This is a genomic window from Staphylococcus sp. AC872 (assembly GCF_979255425.1).
In genome coordinates, this window is record NZ_CEEDKW010000003.1 from 264176 (window position 1) to 283882 (window position 19707).

The window sequence follows — 19707 nt, forward strand, 5'->3', positions numbered from 1 at the left end:
AAAGAGTCGATGATGAATAAGATGAATTCATTAAAAGGGTGTGTGACATCATGTATATTGGTAAGCATTCACAAATCAATGATTATGAAGAAATTAAACAATTTATACAGTATAATAATTTTACGACAATTGTAACGAGTAACGACGTAAAACCCATCGCGTCACATATTCCAGTGATGATTTCAGAACAAGATGATTAATTAGTGATTACAGGACATTTAGCAAAACAAAATGAATTGGTACAAACGATAGAACATAACACACAGGTATTAGTGATTTTCCAAGGACCAGACGCCTATATTTCCTCTACATGGTATGAAACAGAAGACGTACCGACATGGGATTATCAAAGTATACATGTATATGGTGAAGGGCGATTATTGAATCATGATGAACTAGTATCTGATTTGAAGCAATTATTGAATCACTATGAAGGTCACAAAGATGATGATGCAACATGGAATCATTTGTCAGAAGATACTAAGAAACAAATCAAAGGGATTGTCGGATTTCAAGTTAAAGTAAAAGATATAGAAGCCGCATACAAACTTAGTCAAAATAGAAGTACAAAGGAGAAAGTGAACATTGCCAAGCAATTAAAAGCGTCGGGCAATCAAAAGGAAAGTAAAATTGCTAAAGAAATAGAGAAGTATTAAGCCGTTATTTTATAAAAACCATGAATAATATGAACTTGAGAGGATTAGATAGCAATGAGAGAAATAGAAAAATTAGATAAAGGTATGCCATATCATTTTGATGATAAAGAAGTGGCGGAACGTAAAGCTAGAGCAGCGCAATTATGCCAAGAATTTAATGCCATTCCTGCTACAGAACCGGCACAACAAGAAAGTAAAATCCGCCAAATATTAGGTTCTGCTGGTGAAAACATTTCATTCCAAGCGACATTCAATTGTGATAACGGGAAAAATATACATGTCGGACATGACGTATTAACAAACTATAACCTTACCATTCTAGATATAGCACCAGTGAACATTGGAAATCATGTGATGATAGGTCCTAATGTTGATATATATACAGTTAACCATCCATTAAGCGCAAAAGGAAGACGAGAGTATTTAGCTCAAGCAAGTCCTGTAAATATAGGCGACGATGTTTGGATAGGTGGCAAAGTCACGATTACTCCAGGAGTGACTATTGGAAATAATGTAGTGATCGCTTCAGGTGCCGTAGTCACAAAGGATATACCAGATAATACCCTTGCAGCAGGTGTACCGGCTAAAGTTATTAAAGAATTAGAAGAATAATAGTTTGATAACTGATTAATAACACAAAGATGAGTGTAAATTTTTATTAAATAATACTAAAGTGCTATGCAGGTGGTGTATAGTACTTTTTTTAAATATAATTTAATGTGTTATTTTACAATTTATAAAGTAATAATGATGTATTATTGTCTAATTTTTTAAAATTTTCTTGTTATTTACATTTTTCCTTTACAAAATATCATGTATAATGAATAAAAAATAACTAGGAGAATAAACAGACATGATGAAAAACAAATTGACTTTAAAAGAGAACATTTTTATCGGATCAATGCTATTTGGTTTATTCTTTGGTGCTGGGAATATCATCTTCCCAATTCATCTTGGACAAACAGCAGGGTCAAACGTATTTATTGCTAATTTAGGCTTTTTAATTACTGCTATTGGATTACCGTTTTTAGGTATTATTGCTATCGGTATGTCTAAAACAAACGGTATTTTTGAAATTACATCAAGAGTCAGTAAAACGTATGCATACATATTTACGATTGGATTATATCTAGTCATTGGACCATTCTTTGCGTTACCTAGGTTAGCGACAACATCTTTTGAAATTGCATTTTCACCATTCATTTCACCTGATGTTGCGAAGATTTACTTACCCATCTTTAGTATTATCTTCTTCTTATTAGCGTGGTTCTTTGCGAGAAAGCCGTCTAAAATTTTAGATTACATAGGTAAATTTTTAAATCCAGTCTTTTTAGTTTTATTAGGTATTGTCGTAGTCTTAGCGTTCATTCATCCATTAGGTGGGTTAACGAATGCGCCTGTGAGTGCTGATTATGATAAGAGTCCATTACTTAAAGGATTCATTGATGGTTATAACACGTTAGATGCGTTGGCATCATTAGCCTTTGGTATTATTATTGTATCTACGATTAAAAAGTTAGGTATCACAAATCCTAACAGTATCGCCAAAGAAACATTTAAATCAGGAACAATCAGTATTGTTTTAATGGGAATTATCTATAGTTTACTTGCGTTTATGGGTACGATGAGTATCGGTAAATTTAAAGTGAGTGAAAATGGTGGTATTGCATTAGCTCAAATTGCGAGACACTATCTTGGGGATTACGGAATTATCGTATTATCTCTGATCGTAATTGTCGCATGTTTAAAAACAGCGATTGGTTTAATCACTGCGTTCTCTGAAACATTTACAGAGTTATTCCCGAAACGTAGTTACTTAATGTTTGCGACAGTGGTCAGTATCTTAGCATGTATTTTTGCTAATGTTGGTTTAACTAAAATCATTATGTATTCAACGCCAGTATTGATGTTCATTTATCCATTGGCCATTACAATTATTTTATTAACTTTAGTAAGTCCATTATTCAATCATTCGAAAATTGTATATCTATTTACGATTTTCTTCACAATGATTGCGTCATTTATTGATGGTGTTAAGGCTAGTCCAGAGCCATTTTTGAAAACATCATTCGCTAAATTTATCATTTCATTAGGTGAAAAATACCTACCATTCTTTGATATTGGTATGGGTTGGATTCTACCGGCATTAATTGGATTTATCATTGGATTAATTGTTTATAAAATCCGTTCTAACAAGTCAACGACGACAGAATAATTAACTATATAGCGTCTATCTTACATTTGAGATAGACGCTATTTTTTTAAAACTATGACAGAGCGACAGCGTATGACTTAAATAAATATTTATTTGCGCTTAACAAAGAGTTAATAATCATTAATTACGCTTAATCTAAAATAAAATAAGGGATGATTAATATGGAAATTGTGAAGTCAAAGCAAGATTTGTATCGAATCATTGATGATGCGGACAAGCAACATACATCTAATATGTTGTTATTGATGATATTAGGAACGATATTTTTAGATGCATATGATATTACCATTTTAGGAACGATGACAGACCAAATCACGAAAGAATTCAATTTATCACCAACCATGTTGTCATTCGTGATGACATCATTACCTGTAGGGGCATTGATTGGTGCAATTTTTGGAGGATCGCTGGCGCATCGATTTGGCAGAAAGCGTATCCTTTCAATGTCATTATTAATATTAATTGTAACGTCTTTAGGTGCAGCACTTTCGCCTAATATAATGATTCTATTGATATGTAGATTTCTGATGGGGATTGCGATAGGTATGGATAGTCCGGTTGCATTTACGTTTATTGCAGAAATTAGTAATAAAGTGCAACGAGGTCGTAATGTTAATTACTGGCAAGTCGTATGGTACATAGCGTTTGTGACATCGTCGTTAGTGGTCATTGCATTTTTCTTAATGGGAGCAGGAGAAACATTGTGGCGTATGGCCGTTGGATTTGGGGCTTGTATTGCTTTAGTGTTATACATCATGCGATTAAAGTATTTACAAGAAAGTCCAACTTGGATTATTAATCATTTTTCACTCGAAAAGGCGACAAACTATATTCAGAAACATTACGATGTCCAGTTGAAGCTAGAAGAAAGACAAGAAGAATATCAGGCCAATCATTATGAACATCAACAATCTTACAAAGCACTGCTTAAAAAGCCATATTTAAAAAGGTTAACTTTAGCAACAGCGATATCAACATTACAAGGTATGCAGTACTACGCAGTGGGATTATATATTCCAATTATAGCGAAGTACATGATAAGTGAGGATAAGCTAGGGGTCTTATTTGGTACAGCAATTGTCAATATAGCAGGTATCATCGGTGCGTACTTAGGTGCACAGTATACATATCGATTGGGTACGAGAAAACTTACAATGATAGGTTTCGGCATTGTCTTGTTTGTCATGGTTGTAACAGGACTATTTTACAATAATTTACCAATGGTAATGAATACATGTTTAATTGCATTGTTCTTATTCGGTCATTCAGGTGGACCAGGAACGCAAGGTAAGACGATTGGTGCATTATCATTCCCAACACATTTACGTTCACAAGCGACAGGTATTGTGGAGTCAGTGAGTCGAACTGGTAGTATTATTGGAACGTTTGTATTCCCGATTATATTAGCAGCAGTCGGATTAAACCAAACGATGTTATGGATTGGTCTTGTACCACTGATTGGTCTTGTCATTACATTTGTATTGAAATGGGAACCGGTCGGTAAAAATGTTGAAAATGAATAATATAAGTATAGGGTGGAAAGTGAATCTATAATAATGACATAATTGTATCAACCCGCTATAAAGTTTGCTATGACAAGGTTTATGCAACTGAAGGTAAGTGTTTCGTTTGTCTGAAGTAAGACAAACGGACGTATTGTTTTTAGAATGTTCCTGCGTAACTCCCCCTCCTCTACTTCCACTTGTACATTCCGCTTATATCGTTTATTTATCGTAATAATTCCAATTGATAAAAATATACACATTTTAATATATTTTGTAACTTTAATTGTGTTAATATTTAGATAACTTAACAATCAGTCATAATTAACTTTCATATGTAAGGGGGAAGGGCATATGCCTAAAAAGTTATTTAGTATTGATTTAAACAAGAAGATGGATCAGCAAGCACATCCAGGACACAATCGATGGCATCCAGATATTCCAGCAGCATTTTCAGTAGACCCAGGAGAATCATTTAGAATGGAATGCTTAGATTGGACAGATGGACAAGTTGCCAATAATGATGATCCGAGTGATATTAAACACGTGAACTTAAATCGTGTACATGTTTTAAGTGGTCCAGTACACGTAAACAACGTACAACCAGGTGATTTACTTGTAGTAGATATCTTAGATATTGGTGTTTTTGATGAACATCAATGGGGGTTCAATGGTATTTTCGATAAAACTAATGGTGGTAGCTTCTTAGTTGATCATTATCCAAATGCACAGAAATCAATTTGGGACTTTAATGGTATTTATGCAACGAGTAGACATGTTCCAGGGGTTGAATTTGTAGGGCAGATTCATCCAGGATTGATTGGTGTGGCACCTACTCAAGAGATGCTAGATGAATGGAATCGTCGCGAGAAAGAATTAGTGGATACGGATCCAAATCGTGAACCAGTCTTAGCTAACTTACCTGATACGGATGCAGTGGTGGCTGGTACCTTAACTGGTAAAGACTTTGATAGAGTAGCGAGAGAAGGTGCGCGTACTGTGCCACCTCGTGAAAATGGTGGAAACTGTGATATTAAAAACCTATCAAAAGGTTCTCGTATCTATTTCCCAGTATTTGTTGAAGGTGCAAAACTTTCAGTTGGAGATTTACATTTCTCTCAAGGGGATGGAGAAATTACCTTCTGTGGTGGTATTGAAATGCCAGGATGGATTGATTTAAGAGTCAACGTTATTAAAAATGGTATGGAAAAATATCATATTAAAAAGAATCCTGCGTTTAAACCAGGACCAGTAATGCCGAATTATACAGATTATATTGTGTTTGAAGGTATTTCTGTAAATGAATTCAGTGGTAAACAAACATATCTAGATGCCAATACAGCGTATCGAAATGCGGTATTAAATGCGATTGAATTCCTAAAAACACGTGGATTTACAGGTGAACAAGCTTATATGTTATTAGGTACTGCACCGGTACAAGGTACAGTCGCAGGTATAGTGGACGTGCCTAATGCATGTTGTACGATTGCGATTCCAAGAGAAATTTTCAAAGATGACATCGTACCGAATTTGGAGCCTGATCAATAATGCCTCAATATACTTATGAATGTAAAGAATGTGGCGAATTTACCTTACGCCAATCTATGAAGGAACAACATGATATGGCAGAATGTCCAAAATGTCATCATGATGCAAAGCGCGTATTCTCGACATTCCAAACCTATAAAATGGATGGCAAACTGAAACAAAGAATTGAACGAGGACAAACACCTCGCATCATGTCCAAAGATCAATTACCGAAAATGACACCAAGGCCAACCAAACAAAGCAGACCATGGATGGCAGATCATTAAATTTGATTCAAAACAACCTCTACGACCTAGATAAGTCGTGGAGGTTGTTTGCATTGAAAGACGTCAATATACCATTAATAAAAACTTGGTTTATTGAAATTAGTATTTGGTTCGTTAACACCAATACTTTCTCTAGAATAAAGCTCAGGTTGGTTTACTATGTCAGTTACTAGTTGTGCCACAGCTTGTCTTGTAACCTGAGCACCAGTAAAAGGTTCGTTTATCAAACGTTTAAATATGAGTTATATTGGTAGTTTAAAATGGATAGTGTACAATTTTTGTTGTTGTTCGAGAAAGTTTTATATGTTTTTATTTTGAAAAGTGGTAAAATGATATATTGTTATAATTCGGAATTTAAATAGAAAGAAGGATAATATGGGTTTTTTATGGTCGCGTCGCGCACGAATGTTAGAAATTTTTGTGCTCACAGTCATTACAATATTTGGCATTGGGTCGCAATATTTTTCCAATTTAGCTTATAGTTTAAATCAAGGTATACTTCAAACTTCTTTTGGTACTGGTTCACAGTACTTAATCATACCGTCAGTTATAGCGAACTTTGCGTTTGCATTTGGTATTCCATTAGGACATGTATTCACACATCGTTTAGGTTTCAAGAAAAATTATCTACTTTTTGTTTCTTTCTTTTTAATCGGTTCAATAATCGGTCTCATATCACAGGATTTAATAGTATTAAGTATTGCTAAAATTATACAAAGCGTTAGTACAGGTGTTCTATTTTTTACTTTATTACCACAATTATTTCGTAACTTTCCACGAAGATTCCGCAATGTATTTTTATTATTTGTCATCGTAGGCTTGTTTGGTGCCAACGCGTTAGTCGGATTATCTGGTAGTGTTTCATTAGAGCTTGATAGTTGGCATTGGGTATTTGTACTTAATATCGTTTCAGCTATCGTTTGTTTAATATTTGGGACAGTATTTTTAAATAAAGAAGAGCACAAACATGTGTCTTCGAATTCTATTGATTATGTGCTTATTATTTTATTGTTTTTAACTATATTATGTTTTGTGATACCAATGGCTATGTTAACGCAAAAAGGATATAGCTCATTATGGGTATGGCCATTTCTACTACTAGCGATGTTCTTCCTAGTGAACTTTATATACAGAAACATGCATTCATCTTCACCGTTAGTGTATTTTAAAACATTATTTGCTAAAAAGCCTAGTGTAGGTGCAGTGATGGCGATATCATCACATTTAACATTGTTGACTGGGATAGCAGGTATTAATGTTTTTCTTACTAAGATATTAAAGCTACCTTTTGAAGATATAGCAAGATTTTATGTATGCTTCTTCATAGGTGTCGTCATAGCTGGTTTTATTAAAATGTTCTTTTATAGTGCGATTGGGGCAGGTATATTAGGTTCCCTTGGTTCGGTAGCATTATTATATGTCAGTGTGCATTGGATAGCGATGGGTAATGTGATTAATTTGCCGTTATTATACTTGCAAGCGGCTTGCTTAGGATTTGGCGCATCTATGGCATTACTAAGTGGTGCGATGGCCACTTTATTAGATGGAGAAATTAAATTTGCTTCTAATCGTTCAACGACAATGCATTCGATGCGTAATTTCTTTGCGGCACTACTGGTACCTATCATTGCTTATACAATGAAAGATCATATTCAACAAGGTGTTCAATTATTATATGGTAGTTTCACGACTCATATAGACAACCCAGTACAGAACCAATTAATCTTATCGAAAAAAATGCAAGATATCACAATTGATGCTGATTGTTTTTAACATCATTCTATTAATCGCTTCTATAATTTCAAATGTTCTTAGGTAAAGGTCGACGTATCCATGTTAAACCTGAATAAAATTAATGATGTAATCCAAAACAGGCTGGGACATAAATATATTTCAAGTTATAGTCATTTCTAGTCAACCTTGCTTGGGGACGGGCCCCAAACATAGAGAATTTCGAAAAGAAAATCTAAAGACAATGCAAGTTGGGGATGGACAACGATAAAGAAATACTTTTTCTTTAGAAATTAGTATTTCTTATGCATGAGTTTCACTCATGTATTCCTATTTTAAAGTACACATTAGCTGTGGCTAATGCGTAAGAACCACTACATAATCAATGATTAGTGGTTCTTTATTATTTCTGTCCCACTCCCTTAACTTATGAGAATAAAGCGAGATTATTTTAAGTTTGATAAAAATTCAGTTGTAGTAGTAACTACTGCAAAGTTAGATAATGCTTTGATCAAATAAAACAAATAACGATGGATTTTGATCATATTGAACAATTTTATAAAGTGAGTGGAGAAGCTTGTTTTATCGTATTAGCCCATTTCGACAATAATGAATTAGACCAATATTTAGAGAAAATATCAAATTATGCTCGATATACGGTGGAAAACACAGTAGGTGAAAATTTAGTTTGAAATGAGACGTTGTAAGCTGGTAAATCGTATATAAAATACAAATATATATTGACTATTTTTATAGAATAAGGTAACTTTTGATTCTTACATAAAGATGAGAAATGAGTTGGAAATGAATGTCAAAAAGTAGAGTTGAAGCGTTTAGTGATGGCGTTATAGCCATTATTATTACGATATTAGTATTAGAACTTAAATTACCAGAACATCACCATAGTTTAGAAGCTATTTTAGAATTGAAATATAACTTTATAGCGTATGCAGTTAGCTTTATAGCTATTGCAACAATTTGGATTAGTCATCATCATTTATTAAACCAAATTAGTGAAATCAACAATAAAATATTATGGGCGAACATTAATTTCCTATTTTGGTTATCGCTACTACCAACCATCACTGCATGGTTTGGTCATGATATTATGTCATGGCAAGCAGCGTTATTGTATAACATAGATATTATCGCATTTAATTTGTCATTCATGTTACTAAGAAACCAAGTAATTAAACTATCACCTAAAACGCAAAATCATCATTTGAGTGAAACGAGAGTCAAAGAAATGCTTTCATTTGCTAACAATGTTATCACATTGATCATTTCATTTTTCTTCCCACCGTATGCACTCATTGGATTGTTACTTAATATCTTAATATGGGTAATCCCATTTCATAAACAACATTCATAAATGTTAAGTCGAAAATATGCCTGTTCTAATACGGATATTGCTCCTAATTAGAATAGGTATTTTTTGTGCTAAAACAGTCATTCAAATGGGCTTGTTTATTTTTACTTTAGAAATCAAATCTTTTGTAATTTAGAAAAATTTTTCTCATAATAAACGGATAGGTGTCCGAATAATATTGTTAAGGACATATGAGCAAGTTATATTAAAGGAGATTTAATATGTTATTTGAAAGAAATCGCCCATACACACAGGATACGTTGCTAGATAAGGAAAATATTTTAGAGCTCATTCAGTTTGAGAGATTTTGTCGCGACAATAGTCTTTGGGACAGTATGTATGAATGCTTTGCTGAAGACTCAATGATAAACATTTCGTGGTTTAAAGGTTCAGGTAAGGCATTTGTGGATGCTTCTAGAGAAATGAATCGTTATGCACCACATCAAATTTACAATTCGCAAATATGGATAAATCAAGATAGAGCAGTGGCGATTATGCAAGCGACGATTCAAACAAGATTACCGATTAACGAGGTTCAGATGCAACTTAATTCTGATGCGAAAATTGTTTATGGATTGGTTAAACAAGACGATACATGGTATATCAATACTATGGAATGCGTATATGAAAAGGATAGCTTGGCACCTGTTGTTCCATCTACAATTTCGTTACCAGCTAACGCGTTGAACCAATATCGATCTAGCTACGCATGTTTAAGTTTCTGTCTTAATTACATTGGATATAGTGTTAATCATGAATTACAAGGCATTGATCGACCAGAACAATTGAATGACTTTTACAATCGATTGGATCAATGGTTGACGTACCAAACAGAGTCTATATAAAAGGAGTATATTAATGATGAAGAAAATAGATTTACATTCACATTACCTATCACCTGGGTTTGTGAAATTTTTAGATGATTATTTTGATGGTAAAGGAGACGGTGTACCAACGCCAGCATTCTCTGTCGATGACTATTTGAAATTAATGGCAGAAGAAGACATTGATTACAGTGTGCTTTCTATTTCAAGCCCCCATTTGAGTGCTGCACCAGATGAAGTGATGCTAGAACTTACAGAAGAAGTTAATGCCTATGCTGAAGATTTACATCATGCACATAGTGATCAATTAGGTTACTTTGCTTCATTACCACTACCATTAGTTGATGAAAGTATTCGCATGATCGACCATGTATTAGATGAACAACACGCTCTTGGGTTTACATTGCCAACGAATGCACGTGGTATTTATTTAGGAGATGACCGTTTAGACCCAGTGTTAGCGAAATTGAATGAACGACAAGCGACCGTAGCAATTCATCCTAATGAGCCTAAACCAGTGAATGAAGCTATTAAAGCACAAATTTTATCACCATTAATGGAATTCTTCTTCGATACTACACGTACAATCATTTTTATGAGTCAAAACAATGTGTTTAGTAAGTATCCTAATATTAAATGGATTGTACCGCATAGTGGTGCATTATTACCTGTCATTGCACAACGTGTCAATATTGGTAATAAAATGTTTAACGTTGAAAATGGTCCAGATGATATTGAACAGGTGATGCAAAGTTTATACTTTGATTTAGCAGGTATGGTTTTACCACATCAACTTCCAACCTTATTAAAAATGGTAGATGAAGATAAAATCGTATACGGTGCAGATGCGCCTTATACAACAGATCAAGTCATTAAGCGATTAGCTAAAGATATTGAATCTACAGATTTATTAACAGAAGAGCAAAAAGAAAAATTCTTACATCGCAATGCGAGTCAATTATTAGGATTTTAAAATAAAGCTAAAAAGGAGTCTTCCAATTGGAATGCTCCTTTTTATATTATATTAATTGGTGCCATCTAATTCCTTATTAGAAAGAATCTCCGCAAAGTCATACGGTGAACGATCACTTAAATGTTTGCCTAACATTTGGTCGGCTCTTGCAGCAGCTTTTTCACTACGTGGGAATAAAGCTTGTTCATATTGTGCGAAGGCTGTTTCAATATCATTAGGCTGTTCAATAATTGCTTGTGCTAATTCGGATCCGTCAAACATTGCTAAATTAGCACCTTCACCAGCTGGTGTCATGACATGTGCTGCATCACCTAAAATCGTAACCCCAGGAACACGCTCCCATTGATGACCCACAGGTAAGGCATGTATTTTACGTAGAATTGGACCTTTTTCACTTTCATTGATCAGTGCTAATAAGTCATTGTGCCATTGGTCAAATTGATGAGCTAATTGTTTAAGTGCAATGTTAGAATTATTAAAATCGATTTGATTTAATTCTTCCTCTGTTTGTCTTAAAGCAATATAAGTGTGAATGACATTTCCTGGTTCGCGATGTGCTTGGATGCCTTTACCAGGTGCAAGAGCATACATAGCACCTTGACCTACTATATTGGCTGCGGAAGGATGTTGGTTATCTACATCATATAAATACGTTTCAATTAATGATGTACCCACGTATTGAGGTTTAGCATCAGAGACTAAAGGACGTACCTTAGAGAAAGTACCATCTGCGCCGACAAGGATTTGGGTTGTTACCGTTGTTCCATCAGCAAAGGAAAGTCGGTGTTGGCCGTGCGCTAAACTTTGAATGTCTGTTAACTTTTTATCCCATTGGATGGTATTCGGTTTAAGTGATTGGAGTAGTATTTGTCGTAAGTCACCGCGAAGTACTTCAGGGCGTCCATGATTACCATCATCTGGGATATCTACAATAGTATTACCGTCTTTATCAAGTACTTTAGCAGCTGCACCACCATCATGGATAATTGATTGGAATTGGTCGAAAAGCCCGGCTCTTTGTAATGCGATTTGACCGTCACGTTCATGGATGTCTAACTGCCCACCTTGCGTTCGTGATTCAGCTGATGGTTCCTTTTCATAAATAGTTACCGGGATAGAATTTAATTGTAATACGCGAGCAAGTGTAAGTCCGCCTAGACCCGCACCGATAATTGTGACTGGTTCTTGTTTATTAAAATTTGTCATAATTTACCTCTCTTTAAAAATGATTTTGTTTTCAAAAGAAAAATCAAAATATATAAAATTTCTTGTACATTATAAAGAGACTGATGTTATAGATACAACAAACAAGTTAAATGTCATTGTAGGAAAATCAACATATTGTTTGAAAATGTAGAACAATGATTTTTGGTTATTTAATAAAGCGGTGGTCATTATGGAATGATATATGTATCGTTTATTAGAGTAGGTCAAGAGGATATAAGTCTATTCAGCTACTCTGTTTAGTGATAAGATGTAAGCAATATATTGTGATATAGGACGTGTCAGTAAGGGGTAAGGACATATGAAACGAGTATCAATTAAAGATGTGGCGAAAGAAGCGGGCGTATCAGTAACGACGGTGTCGCACATTTTAAATCAAAATGAAACAAGGTTCTCTAAAGAAACCATTCAAAAGGTATTATTAGCGAAAGACCGTTTAGGCTATATTCCCAATAAAAATGCCCAACAACTCAGAGGCCAAACAAGAAAGTTAATAGGTGTTGTCTTGCCTAACTTAACCAATCCATTCTTCTCGGCGATGATGCAAAGGATGGATGATTGTAAAGCAGATGACGTTGATTTATGTTTTATAGCAACATCAAGTACAGACTTTAAAGATAATATTCAGCATCTTGTAGAACGTGGCATAGATGGTCTCGTTATCGGACGATATGTGAATGACCCACATCACTTAAATGATTATCTTAGTAAACATCATGTACCATATGTCTTACTAGATCAAAGTGAAGACCATGGTTATACCGGTATTATTAGAACGAATGAAATAGAGGGTGGTCAGACTGCCGCACAACATCTTATCGAATTGGGACATCAACAGTTAGCGATTATTCAACCTCATGAGTTGATGGCTAATATGAGAGATCGAGTGAAGGGATTTGAGCAAATGTCTCAAAGTCATCAGTTGCCGTCCCCTGTCAGAATTTGTACTGAATTGTCTAAAGCTGGGGGACGTGATATTGCTACAAAACTGGTTGAGCATCATGTTACGGGTGTCTTTGCGATAAATGATGAATTAGCGATTGGATGCATACGTGGTTTAACAGAATGTGGTAAATCAGTACCGGATGATTTGTCGGTTGTTGGCTATGATGATATAGATATGGCGGGTTACATGACACCGGCACTCACAACCATTGCCCAATCGGTCGACGATATTGCTCATATCTCACTGCAATTAATTACCGATAAAATTAATGGTAGACCACATGAAAATAAAAGAGTAGAACTTCCGACGCAATTGATGCAACGTGAAACGACCCGACAATTATCTTGATTGCCCCAAAATTAAATACTGATGTACACAAATAAGCCATACAATCAGTCATTGATAAGTATGGCTTTTTTATCGTGTTTAAGAAAGCGTATACATTTTCAAATAGAAGTGCTATAATTTAGTAAAACGTTTTACTATACACAACATACAAAAAAATATATCAATAGAGGTGTTGAATCATGAATTTAGTTGCATTGTTAATTGGTTTAGGGCCATTAATCGGTTGGGGTCTATTTCCAACGATTGCATCCAAATTTGGTGGTAAGCCGGTTAACCAAATTATAGGTGCTACAGTCGGTACGTTAATCTTTGCCTTTGTCTTCTTTATCTCCACAGGACACGGCTTCCCAACAGGCATGGATTTGTTCTTTGCATTATTATCAGGAGCTGGTTGGAGTTTCGGTCAAATTATGACATTTAAAGCATTTGAATATGTAGGGTCATCACGTGCCATGCCAGTTACAACGGCCTTCCAATTATTAGGGGCATCACTTTGGGGTGTCTTTGCATTAGGTAACTGGCCTGGTGTTACAAATAAAATCATCGGCTTTTTAGCGTTAGTAGTTATCTTGATTGGTGCTTGGATGACAGTTTGGAGTGAACACCCTGAAGCTACAAATAAAAACTTATTACGTAAAGCGATAGTGATTTTAATCATTGGTGAAATTGGTTATTGGTTATATTCAGCAGCACCACAAGCTACAGACATCGGTGGTAAAGCAGCATTCTTACCACAAGCCATTGGTATGGTGATTGTGGCAGTTATCTACGGACTAATGAAAATGAAAAATGGCAATCCATTTACTAATAAAGTGACATGGTTACAAATTATTTCTGGTTTCTTCTTTGCCTTTGCAGCATTGACTTATCTCATTTCTGCGCAACCTAATATGAACGGTTTAGCGACTGGTTTCGTATTATCACAAACATCTGTAGTACTTGCGACATTAACTGGTATTTACTTCTTAAATCAACGTAAAACATCTAAAGAAATGTTAGTCACAGTGATTGGATTAGTTCTCATCTTAGTAGCTGCGACAGTTACAGTATTTATTAAATAATCAACTGGAGTGATATAAATGAAGAAAACAGCATTACTCAATAGTCATGTATCTAAAGCCATTGCGACAATCGGACACTATGACTTATTAACTGTCAATGATGCAGGCATGCCTATTCCTAATGACGATAGAAGAATTGATTTAGCAGTAACGAAAGAATTACCTAAATTTATTGATGTATTAGAAACAGTACTCTCAGAAATGAAAATCCAAAAAATCTATTTAGCTGAAGAAATTAAAACCAATAATGCAACTCAGTTAAAACAGATCAAAGCATTAATTGACGATGATGTTGAAATTGAATTTATTCCACACAGTGAAATGAAAGCATATTTAAGTCATCCATTAAATAAAGGTAACATTCGTACAGGTGAAATTACGCCATTTTCTAACATTATTTTGGAATCAAACGTGACATTTTAACATATAGAAATGGGGACATTGTTATGACAAATAAAGTCGTTATTCTAGGATCTACCAATGTGGATCAATTTTTAACAGTTGAGCGCTACGCTAAACCAGGGGAAACATTACATGTAGAAGAGGCACAAAAATCATATGGTGGCGGTAAAGGGGCAAACCAAGCCATTGCAACGGCACGTATGAAAGCTGATACGACTTTCATTTCCAAAGTGGGCAATGATGGATTAGCACAGTTTATGTTTGAAGATTTTAAAGCAGCAGGTATGAATATTGACTATATTTTAGAATCTGAAACAGAAAAGACTGGCCAAGCCTTTATTACAGTAGATGCACAAGGTCAAAATACGATTTATGTCTATGGTGGTGCGAATATGGCGATGACACCAGATGACGTGAAAAGTGCGAAAGCAGCAATTGTCGATGCTGATTTCATTGTGGCACAATTAGAAGTACCAGTTCCGGCAATTATAGAAGCATTTAAAGTTGCGAGAGCGGCAGGTGTGACGACCGTCTTAAACCCCGCACCAGCCAAAGAGATTCCTCAAGAGTTATTAGAATTAATCGATGTGATTGTACCAAATGAATTTGAAGCTGAAATATTATCAGGTGTACCAGTCACAGATGAAAAATCAATGGCACAAAATGCAGATTACTTCTTAAGCTTAGGTGCCAAAGTCGTGATTATTACATTAGGTGAACAAGGCACATACTATGCGGTTGAAAATGATTCCGGCCTAGTACCAGCGCAAAAAGTAAAAGCTATTGATACAACAGCAGCAGGCGATACGTTTATCGGTGCCTTTGTCAGTCGCTTTAATATGAAAGAACGTAATTTAGTTGAGGCTATCGACTTTGCCAATAAAGCCGCATCACTAACAGTTCAAAAGTCAGGGGCACAAGCCTCTATACCATTAGCAGAAGAAGTTCAATTATAGATATGATAAATCCCATTCCAGCTGGTTTCAGTTAGAATGGGATTCTTTAGTGCAAAAGCATAAATAATCCCTTTTGGTAGCATCGTCGTATCGAATCGACCATCTATCAAAAGGGATTGTTTCATTTATATTTGAATTTAATCGCAAAATGTATCGCTAGTCTATCACTAAAGTAATTGTATTAAGAGTGGTGATGGTTTAACTGATAAAACTCAATAGCATTACCTCTTAAAATGCCGTCAATCGTGTCTGGATCAATATCACTGTTTTTAATATAGTCTACACCACGTGTATATTTCTCGTCTTGGAAGTAAGGGAAGTCTGACCCCATCATGAGCTTTTCCTTACCGAATGTATCAATAGTATTGATTAAAGAAGGTTCATGGAAATTAGCAGTATCATACCAAAATTGGCGATTTAATATTTCATATGGATCAATGTTAAAGGCATTCCAGTCTTCGTAATTGTCTTTAATACGAGTCATGAAGAATGGTAAAGCGCCACCTAAGTGTGAAATATGGAATTTGATATTTGGATATTTTTGTGGAATCTCATTTTTAATTAATTGTAACGTAATGAATGTAGATTCTAATGGTGCACCAATTACCCATTCTAATTGATAGTCGTTCACGAGTGGACTTTGGGCACCGCAACCAGTTGGATGAATATAAAGTGTTGCATTTAATTCGTTCATAGCTTCGAAGAAAGGTTCGAATTGTTTGTCGGCAACTGACACTTTATCTTTCACAATAGTTGGAATCGCAATACCTACAAAGGCATCTTTTTTAAGTAGTTCTTGTGCTTCTTTAATAGCTTGATCGACATATGGAAGAGACACTGCACCATATGCTAAGAAACGGTCTGGATATTGTTGAACCAATGATTCGTATAAATCGTTAATCTCTTGTGCACTTTGATGTGCTGCTTCTTTTGTACCCCATTGTGGTGATTGTGGTGTGGCAGAGATGATTTGCATATCAACGCCAGCATCGTCCATCATTTTAAAGCGCTTGTCTAGATCTTCTTTAGAGGCAGATTGATTAATCCCTTTAGCAACTTCTGTTCCTTGACTACCTAATTTGCCTAATTTCTCTAAATAGTCTTCACTCCATAAATGTGCATGTGTATCAATCGCTTTTGCATTTGACATATGATTGTCCTCCTTTAATTAAATGACTATATCAATTATTTGGACAGACGTATCAAGAAGAACTAAAGTCATGATTCATGTGACGTGATGTATATTAAAAGTCGATGACAAGTATCAAAATGAATTTTGCCATTGAAGCGTGCTTGATGTTATAATGCGTAAGGTTTCAATTCGACAAATAAAACGCGATTCAATTGATATATGTCATATAGTGAGTGGCACGTAGGATAGTCAATAAACAACAATACTAATGAAATGATAAGATAGCCACCTTCATGGGCGAGTGATGAAACCAAGTTGAATGACACAATGGTTTCTTACTCGCTCTATTTTATTGCGGAAAAAGTGGTGATGGCATATGTATGCAAAGTGCAAGTATATGCATATTTTAAATACGATAGGGACGTAATGAGCGCTTTATCAATATTGAATTTAAATAGTATGAAAAGGAGCGGATGTTATGGTAGATAGTTGGAAAGTACAATGGTTTAATCAACCAATGAAAAATATACTAGCAGGTATTGTAGTGGCACTTGCTTTAATTCCAGAAGCAATTGCCTTTTCAATCATAGCGGGGGTAGACCCGATGATTGGTTTATATGCTGCGTTTATCATAGCGACAGTGACAGCGATTGTTGGTGGACGACCGGCAATGATTTCAGGTGCTACAGGTGCTGTTGCACTTGTTGTGACACCACTCGTGAAGGAACATGGCGTGGAATATTTATTTGCAGCGACGATTTTAATGGGATTGATTCAACTTGTCTTAGGTATTTTAAAAGTAGGAAGACTGATGAAATTCATTCCACAATCCGTAATGATTGGTTTTGTTAATGCATTAGGTATTATGATCTTTCTATCTCAAATTGAGCATATTTTTAATATATCCATTGCGACTTACATTTATGTCATTATTACTTTATTAATCGTATATATTGTACCTAGATTCTTTAAAGCAATTCCTGCACCATTAATTGCGATTATTTTATTAACAACATTATATATGTTTACAGGTGCCAATGTGCATACTGTTGGTGATTTAGGTACGATTAAGCAAGCATTGCCTCATTTCATTATTCCACAAGTACCGTACACACTGGAAACGTTACAAGTCATCTTACCATTTTCAGTTTCGATGGCGATTGTGGGGTTAGTAGAAAGTTTACTCACAGCTAAAATTGTTGATGAATTTACAAATACTTATAGTAGTAAAAATAAGGAATCTCGTGGACAAGGTATCGCAAATATCATTACAGGATTCTTCGGTGGTATGGGTGGTTGTGCGATGATCGGACAATCTGTCATTAATGTGAAATCCGGTGCGACAAGTCGATTATCGACATTAACTGCAGGTGTAGTACTCATATTTATGATTATTGTATTAGGTGATTTAGTAGTGCAAATTCCAATGCCTATTTTAGCGGGAATTATGGTCATGGTATCTATTGGAACAGTAGACTGGCATTCCTTTAAATATATTAAAAATGCTCCAAAAACTGATGCCTTTGTGATGATTCTAACAGTTATTATTGTATTGATGACACATAATCTAGCCATTGGTGTTATCGTAGGTGTAGTATTTAGTGCACTCTTCTTCGCGACTAAGATTTCTAACGTGAATGTGACAACAGAGACGTTTGATGAGACGTTACATGTATACTTTGAAGGCCAAATTTTCTTTGTATCTATTGATTCCATGATGAACCAAATTGACTTTAATGTGGACCATTCAGTCATTGAATTAGACTTCAACCATGCACATTTATGGGATGATTCAGCAGTGAATGCGATTGATACTATCGTACAGAAATTCGAAGCCAATCATAATTCTACGTGAAAAAGTTAAATTCAGATAGTAGAAAAATTATTTCCGAGCTAAGTCAAATTAATCATAACCAGTTGATTTAATCGACACTAGCTATAAAATATAAGAGAATTCATTACAGTAATTGTATAGAATATAAGCGTACTGACTATGTTTAGGGGTGAATAAGATGAATTTCATAATCAGACAAGAGAGAGAAGAAGATTACAGAGATACAGAAGAAGTTGTACGCAAAGCATTTGAAAATGAAACATATAGTGACCAAAGTGAACATACATTGGTTGCGAAATTACGAAAGTCAGAGGTATTTGTTCCAGATTTATCATTAGTCGCTGTATATGAAGATAAAATCATAGGACATATATTATTATCTAAAATTTTGATTGATACCGAGGATAAGAAAGTAGAATCTTTAGCATTAGCACCTATCTCTGTTTTACCCGAATATCAAAATAAAGGTGTAGGTCGAAAATTAATACAACAAGCTTTAACCATCGCAGAGAAACTTGATTTTGAATCAGTCATCGTTATGGGACACGAAGCATATTATCCGAAATTTGGTTTCAAAAAAGCATCTCATTGGGGCATACAAGCGCCTTTTGAAATACCAGATGAGTTATTGATGGCAATTGAATTAAAAGATAATGGTTTAGATCATGTTTCAGGTGTCATCCAATATTCAAACGCATTTTTTGAATGATGTGTTTTAGT

At 35.0% G+C, this 19707-nt stretch carries 15 protein-coding genes and 3 pseudogenes; 16 read left to right on the top strand and 2 right to left on the bottom strand.

Annotated features, from left to right (window positions below; all coding sequences use genetic code 11):
* Nucleotides 1-50: 50 nt before the first annotated feature.
* The 10 genes and pseudogenes from ACZ267_RS07035 (at nt 51) to ACZ267_RS07080 (ending at nt 11084) form a co-directional block, all read left to right on the top strand.
* A pseudogene (locus ACZ267_RS07035) lies at nt 51-656 on the top strand (FMN-binding negative transcriptional regulator).
* A gap of 54 nt (nt 657-710) precedes the next feature.
* On the top strand, nt 711-1268 hold the full coding sequence (locus tag ACZ267_RS07040; protein ID WP_047210561.1) for a sugar O-acetyltransferase: 558 nt from the start codon (nt 711-713) through the stop codon (nt 1266-1268).
* A gap of 241 nt (nt 1269-1509) precedes the next feature.
* Complete coding sequence (brnQ, locus tag ACZ267_RS07045) at nt 1510-2871, top strand: branched-chain amino acid transport system II carrier protein (protein ID WP_047210560.1); 1362 nt, start codon at nt 1510-1512, stop codon at nt 2869-2871.
* A gap of 152 nt (nt 2872-3023) precedes the next feature.
* Complete coding sequence (locus ACZ267_RS07050) at nt 3024-4394, top strand: MFS transporter (protein ID WP_372868614.1); 1371 nt, start codon at nt 3024-3026, stop codon at nt 4392-4394.
* Between the two features lie 333 nt (nt 4395-4727).
* A complete protein-coding gene (fmdA, locus tag ACZ267_RS07055) occupies nt 4728-5921 on the top strand; it encodes a formamidase (protein ID WP_015364571.1) in 1194 nt (397 codons plus the stop codon).
* On the top strand, nt 5921-6187 hold the full coding sequence (locus tag ACZ267_RS07060; RefSeq protein ID WP_047210558.1) for an FmdB family zinc ribbon protein: 267 nt from the start codon (nt 5921-5923) through the stop codon (nt 6185-6187). The genes fmdA and ACZ267_RS07060 overlap by 1 nt, the downstream gene beginning before the upstream one ends.
* Before the next feature lie 375 nt (nt 6188-6562).
* Nucleotides 6563-8037, top strand: a pseudogene (locus ACZ267_RS07065) (MFS transporter).
* A gap of 689 nt (nt 8038-8726) precedes the next feature.
* Nucleotides 8727-9290 carry a TMEM175 family protein gene (locus tag ACZ267_RS07070; RefSeq protein WP_002467334.1) on the top strand — a complete coding sequence of 188 codons (564 nt, stop codon included), beginning with the start codon at nt 8727-8729 and terminating at the stop codon, nt 9288-9290.
* Between the two features lie 218 nt (nt 9291-9508).
* Nucleotides 9509-10132 carry a nuclear transport factor 2 family protein gene (locus ACZ267_RS07075; protein ID WP_047210557.1) on the top strand — a complete coding sequence of 208 codons (624 nt, stop codon included), beginning with the start codon at nt 9509-9511 and terminating at the stop codon, nt 10130-10132.
* A 16-nt stretch (nt 10133-10148) separates the two neighbouring features.
* Nucleotides 10149-11084: an amidohydrolase family protein gene (locus ACZ267_RS07080; protein ID WP_047210716.1), complete on the top strand. Its 936-nt coding sequence runs from the start codon at nt 10149-10151 to the stop codon at nt 11082-11084.
* A 51-nt stretch (nt 11085-11135) separates the two neighbouring features.
* On the opposite strand, the gene ACZ267_RS07085 is transcribed toward ACZ267_RS07080, so the two are convergent.
* Nucleotides 11136-12290 (bottom strand): FAD-dependent oxidoreductase, encoded by a 1155-nt coding sequence (locus tag ACZ267_RS07085; RefSeq protein ID WP_047210556.1) that lies wholly within the window; start codon nt 12288-12290, stop codon nt 11136-11138.
* A 319-nt stretch (nt 12291-12609) separates the two neighbouring features.
* Here ACZ267_RS07085 and rbsR point away from each other — a divergent pair, with 319 nt between their 5' ends.
* The 4 genes from rbsR to rbsK all read left to right on the top strand — a co-directional run bounded on the left by rbsR (nt 12610) and on the right by rbsK (nt 16021).
* On the top strand, nt 12610-13602 hold the full coding sequence (rbsR, locus tag ACZ267_RS07090) for a ribose utilization transcriptional repressor RbsR (RefSeq protein WP_047210555.1): 993 nt from the start codon (nt 12610-12612) through the stop codon (nt 13600-13602).
* A 179-nt stretch (nt 13603-13781) separates the two neighbouring features.
* Complete coding sequence (gene rbsU, locus ACZ267_RS07095; RefSeq protein WP_047210554.1) at nt 13782-14663, top strand: ribose/proton symporter RbsU; 882 nt, start codon at nt 13782-13784, stop codon at nt 14661-14663.
* Between the two features lie 18 nt (nt 14664-14681).
* Nucleotides 14682-15086 carry a D-ribose pyranase gene (gene rbsD, locus ACZ267_RS07100; RefSeq protein WP_047210553.1) on the top strand — a complete coding sequence of 135 codons (405 nt, stop codon included), beginning with the start codon at nt 14682-14684 and terminating at the stop codon, nt 15084-15086.
* Nucleotides 15087-15109: 23 nt separating this feature from the next.
* Nucleotides 15110-16021, top strand: coding sequence for a ribokinase (gene rbsK, locus ACZ267_RS07105; protein WP_002467301.1), 912 nt, complete (start codon nt 15110-15112; stop codon nt 16019-16021).
* A gap of 181 nt (nt 16022-16202) precedes the next feature.
* On the opposite strand, the gene ACZ267_RS07110 is transcribed toward rbsK, so the two are convergent.
* Nucleotides 16203-17171 (bottom strand): amidohydrolase family protein, encoded by a 969-nt coding sequence (locus ACZ267_RS07110; protein WP_463680299.1) that lies wholly within the window; start codon nt 17169-17171, stop codon nt 16203-16205.
* Nucleotides 17172-17631: 460 nt separating this feature from the next.
* Between ACZ267_RS07110 and ACZ267_RS07115 the strand changes: the two are divergent.
* Nucleotides 17632-19079: pseudogene (locus ACZ267_RS07115) on the top strand (SulP family inorganic anion transporter).
* A gap of 86 nt (nt 19080-19165) precedes the next feature.
* Entirely contained in the window at nt 19166-19696 is a 531-nt protein-coding gene (locus tag ACZ267_RS07120) for a GNAT family N-acetyltransferase (RefSeq protein WP_047210550.1), read from the top strand.
* Nucleotides 19697-19707 lie beyond the last annotated feature (11 nt).

Coding starts and splice junctions, on each gene's coding strand:
- ACZ267_RS07040 (WP_047210561.1), top strand. CDS start 711: ATGAGAGAAATAGAAAAATTAGATAAAGGTATGCCATATCATTTTGAT.
- brnQ (WP_047210560.1), top strand. CDS start 1,510: ATGATGAAAAACAAATTGACTTTAAAAGAGAACATTTTTATCGGATCA.
- ACZ267_RS07050 (WP_372868614.1), top strand. CDS start 3,024: ATGATTAATATGGAAATTGTGAAGTCAAAGCAAGATTTGTATCGAATC.
- fmdA (WP_015364571.1), top strand. CDS start 4,728: ATGCCTAAAAAGTTATTTAGTATTGATTTAAACAAGAAGATGGATCAG.
- ACZ267_RS07060 (WP_047210558.1), top strand. CDS start 5,921: ATGCCTCAATATACTTATGAATGTAAAGAATGTGGCGAATTTACCTTA.
- ACZ267_RS07070 (WP_002467334.1), top strand. CDS start 8,727: ATGTCAAAAAGTAGAGTTGAAGCGTTTAGTGATGGCGTTATAGCCATT.
- ACZ267_RS07075 (WP_047210557.1), top strand. CDS start 9,509: ATGTTATTTGAAAGAAATCGCCCATACACACAGGATACGTTGCTAGAT.
- ACZ267_RS07080 (WP_047210716.1), top strand. CDS start 10,149: ATGAAGAAAATAGATTTACATTCACATTACCTATCACCTGGGTTTGTG.
- ACZ267_RS07085 (WP_047210556.1), bottom strand. CDS start 12,290: ATGACAAATTTTAATAAACAAGAACCAGTCACAATTATCGGTGCGGGT.
- rbsR (WP_047210555.1), top strand. CDS start 12,610: ATGAAACGAGTATCAATTAAAGATGTGGCGAAAGAAGCGGGCGTATCA.
- rbsU (WP_047210554.1), top strand. CDS start 13,782: ATGAATTTAGTTGCATTGTTAATTGGTTTAGGGCCATTAATCGGTTGG.
- rbsD (WP_047210553.1), top strand. CDS start 14,682: ATGAAGAAAACAGCATTACTCAATAGTCATGTATCTAAAGCCATTGCG.
- rbsK (WP_002467301.1), top strand. CDS start 15,110: ATGACAAATAAAGTCGTTATTCTAGGATCTACCAATGTGGATCAATTT.
- ACZ267_RS07110 (WP_463680299.1), bottom strand. CDS start 17,171: ATGTCAAATGCAAAAGCGATTGATACACATGCACATTTATGGAGTGAA.
- ACZ267_RS07120 (WP_047210550.1), top strand. CDS start 19,166: ATGAATTTCATAATCAGACAAGAGAGAGAAGAAGATTACAGAGATACA.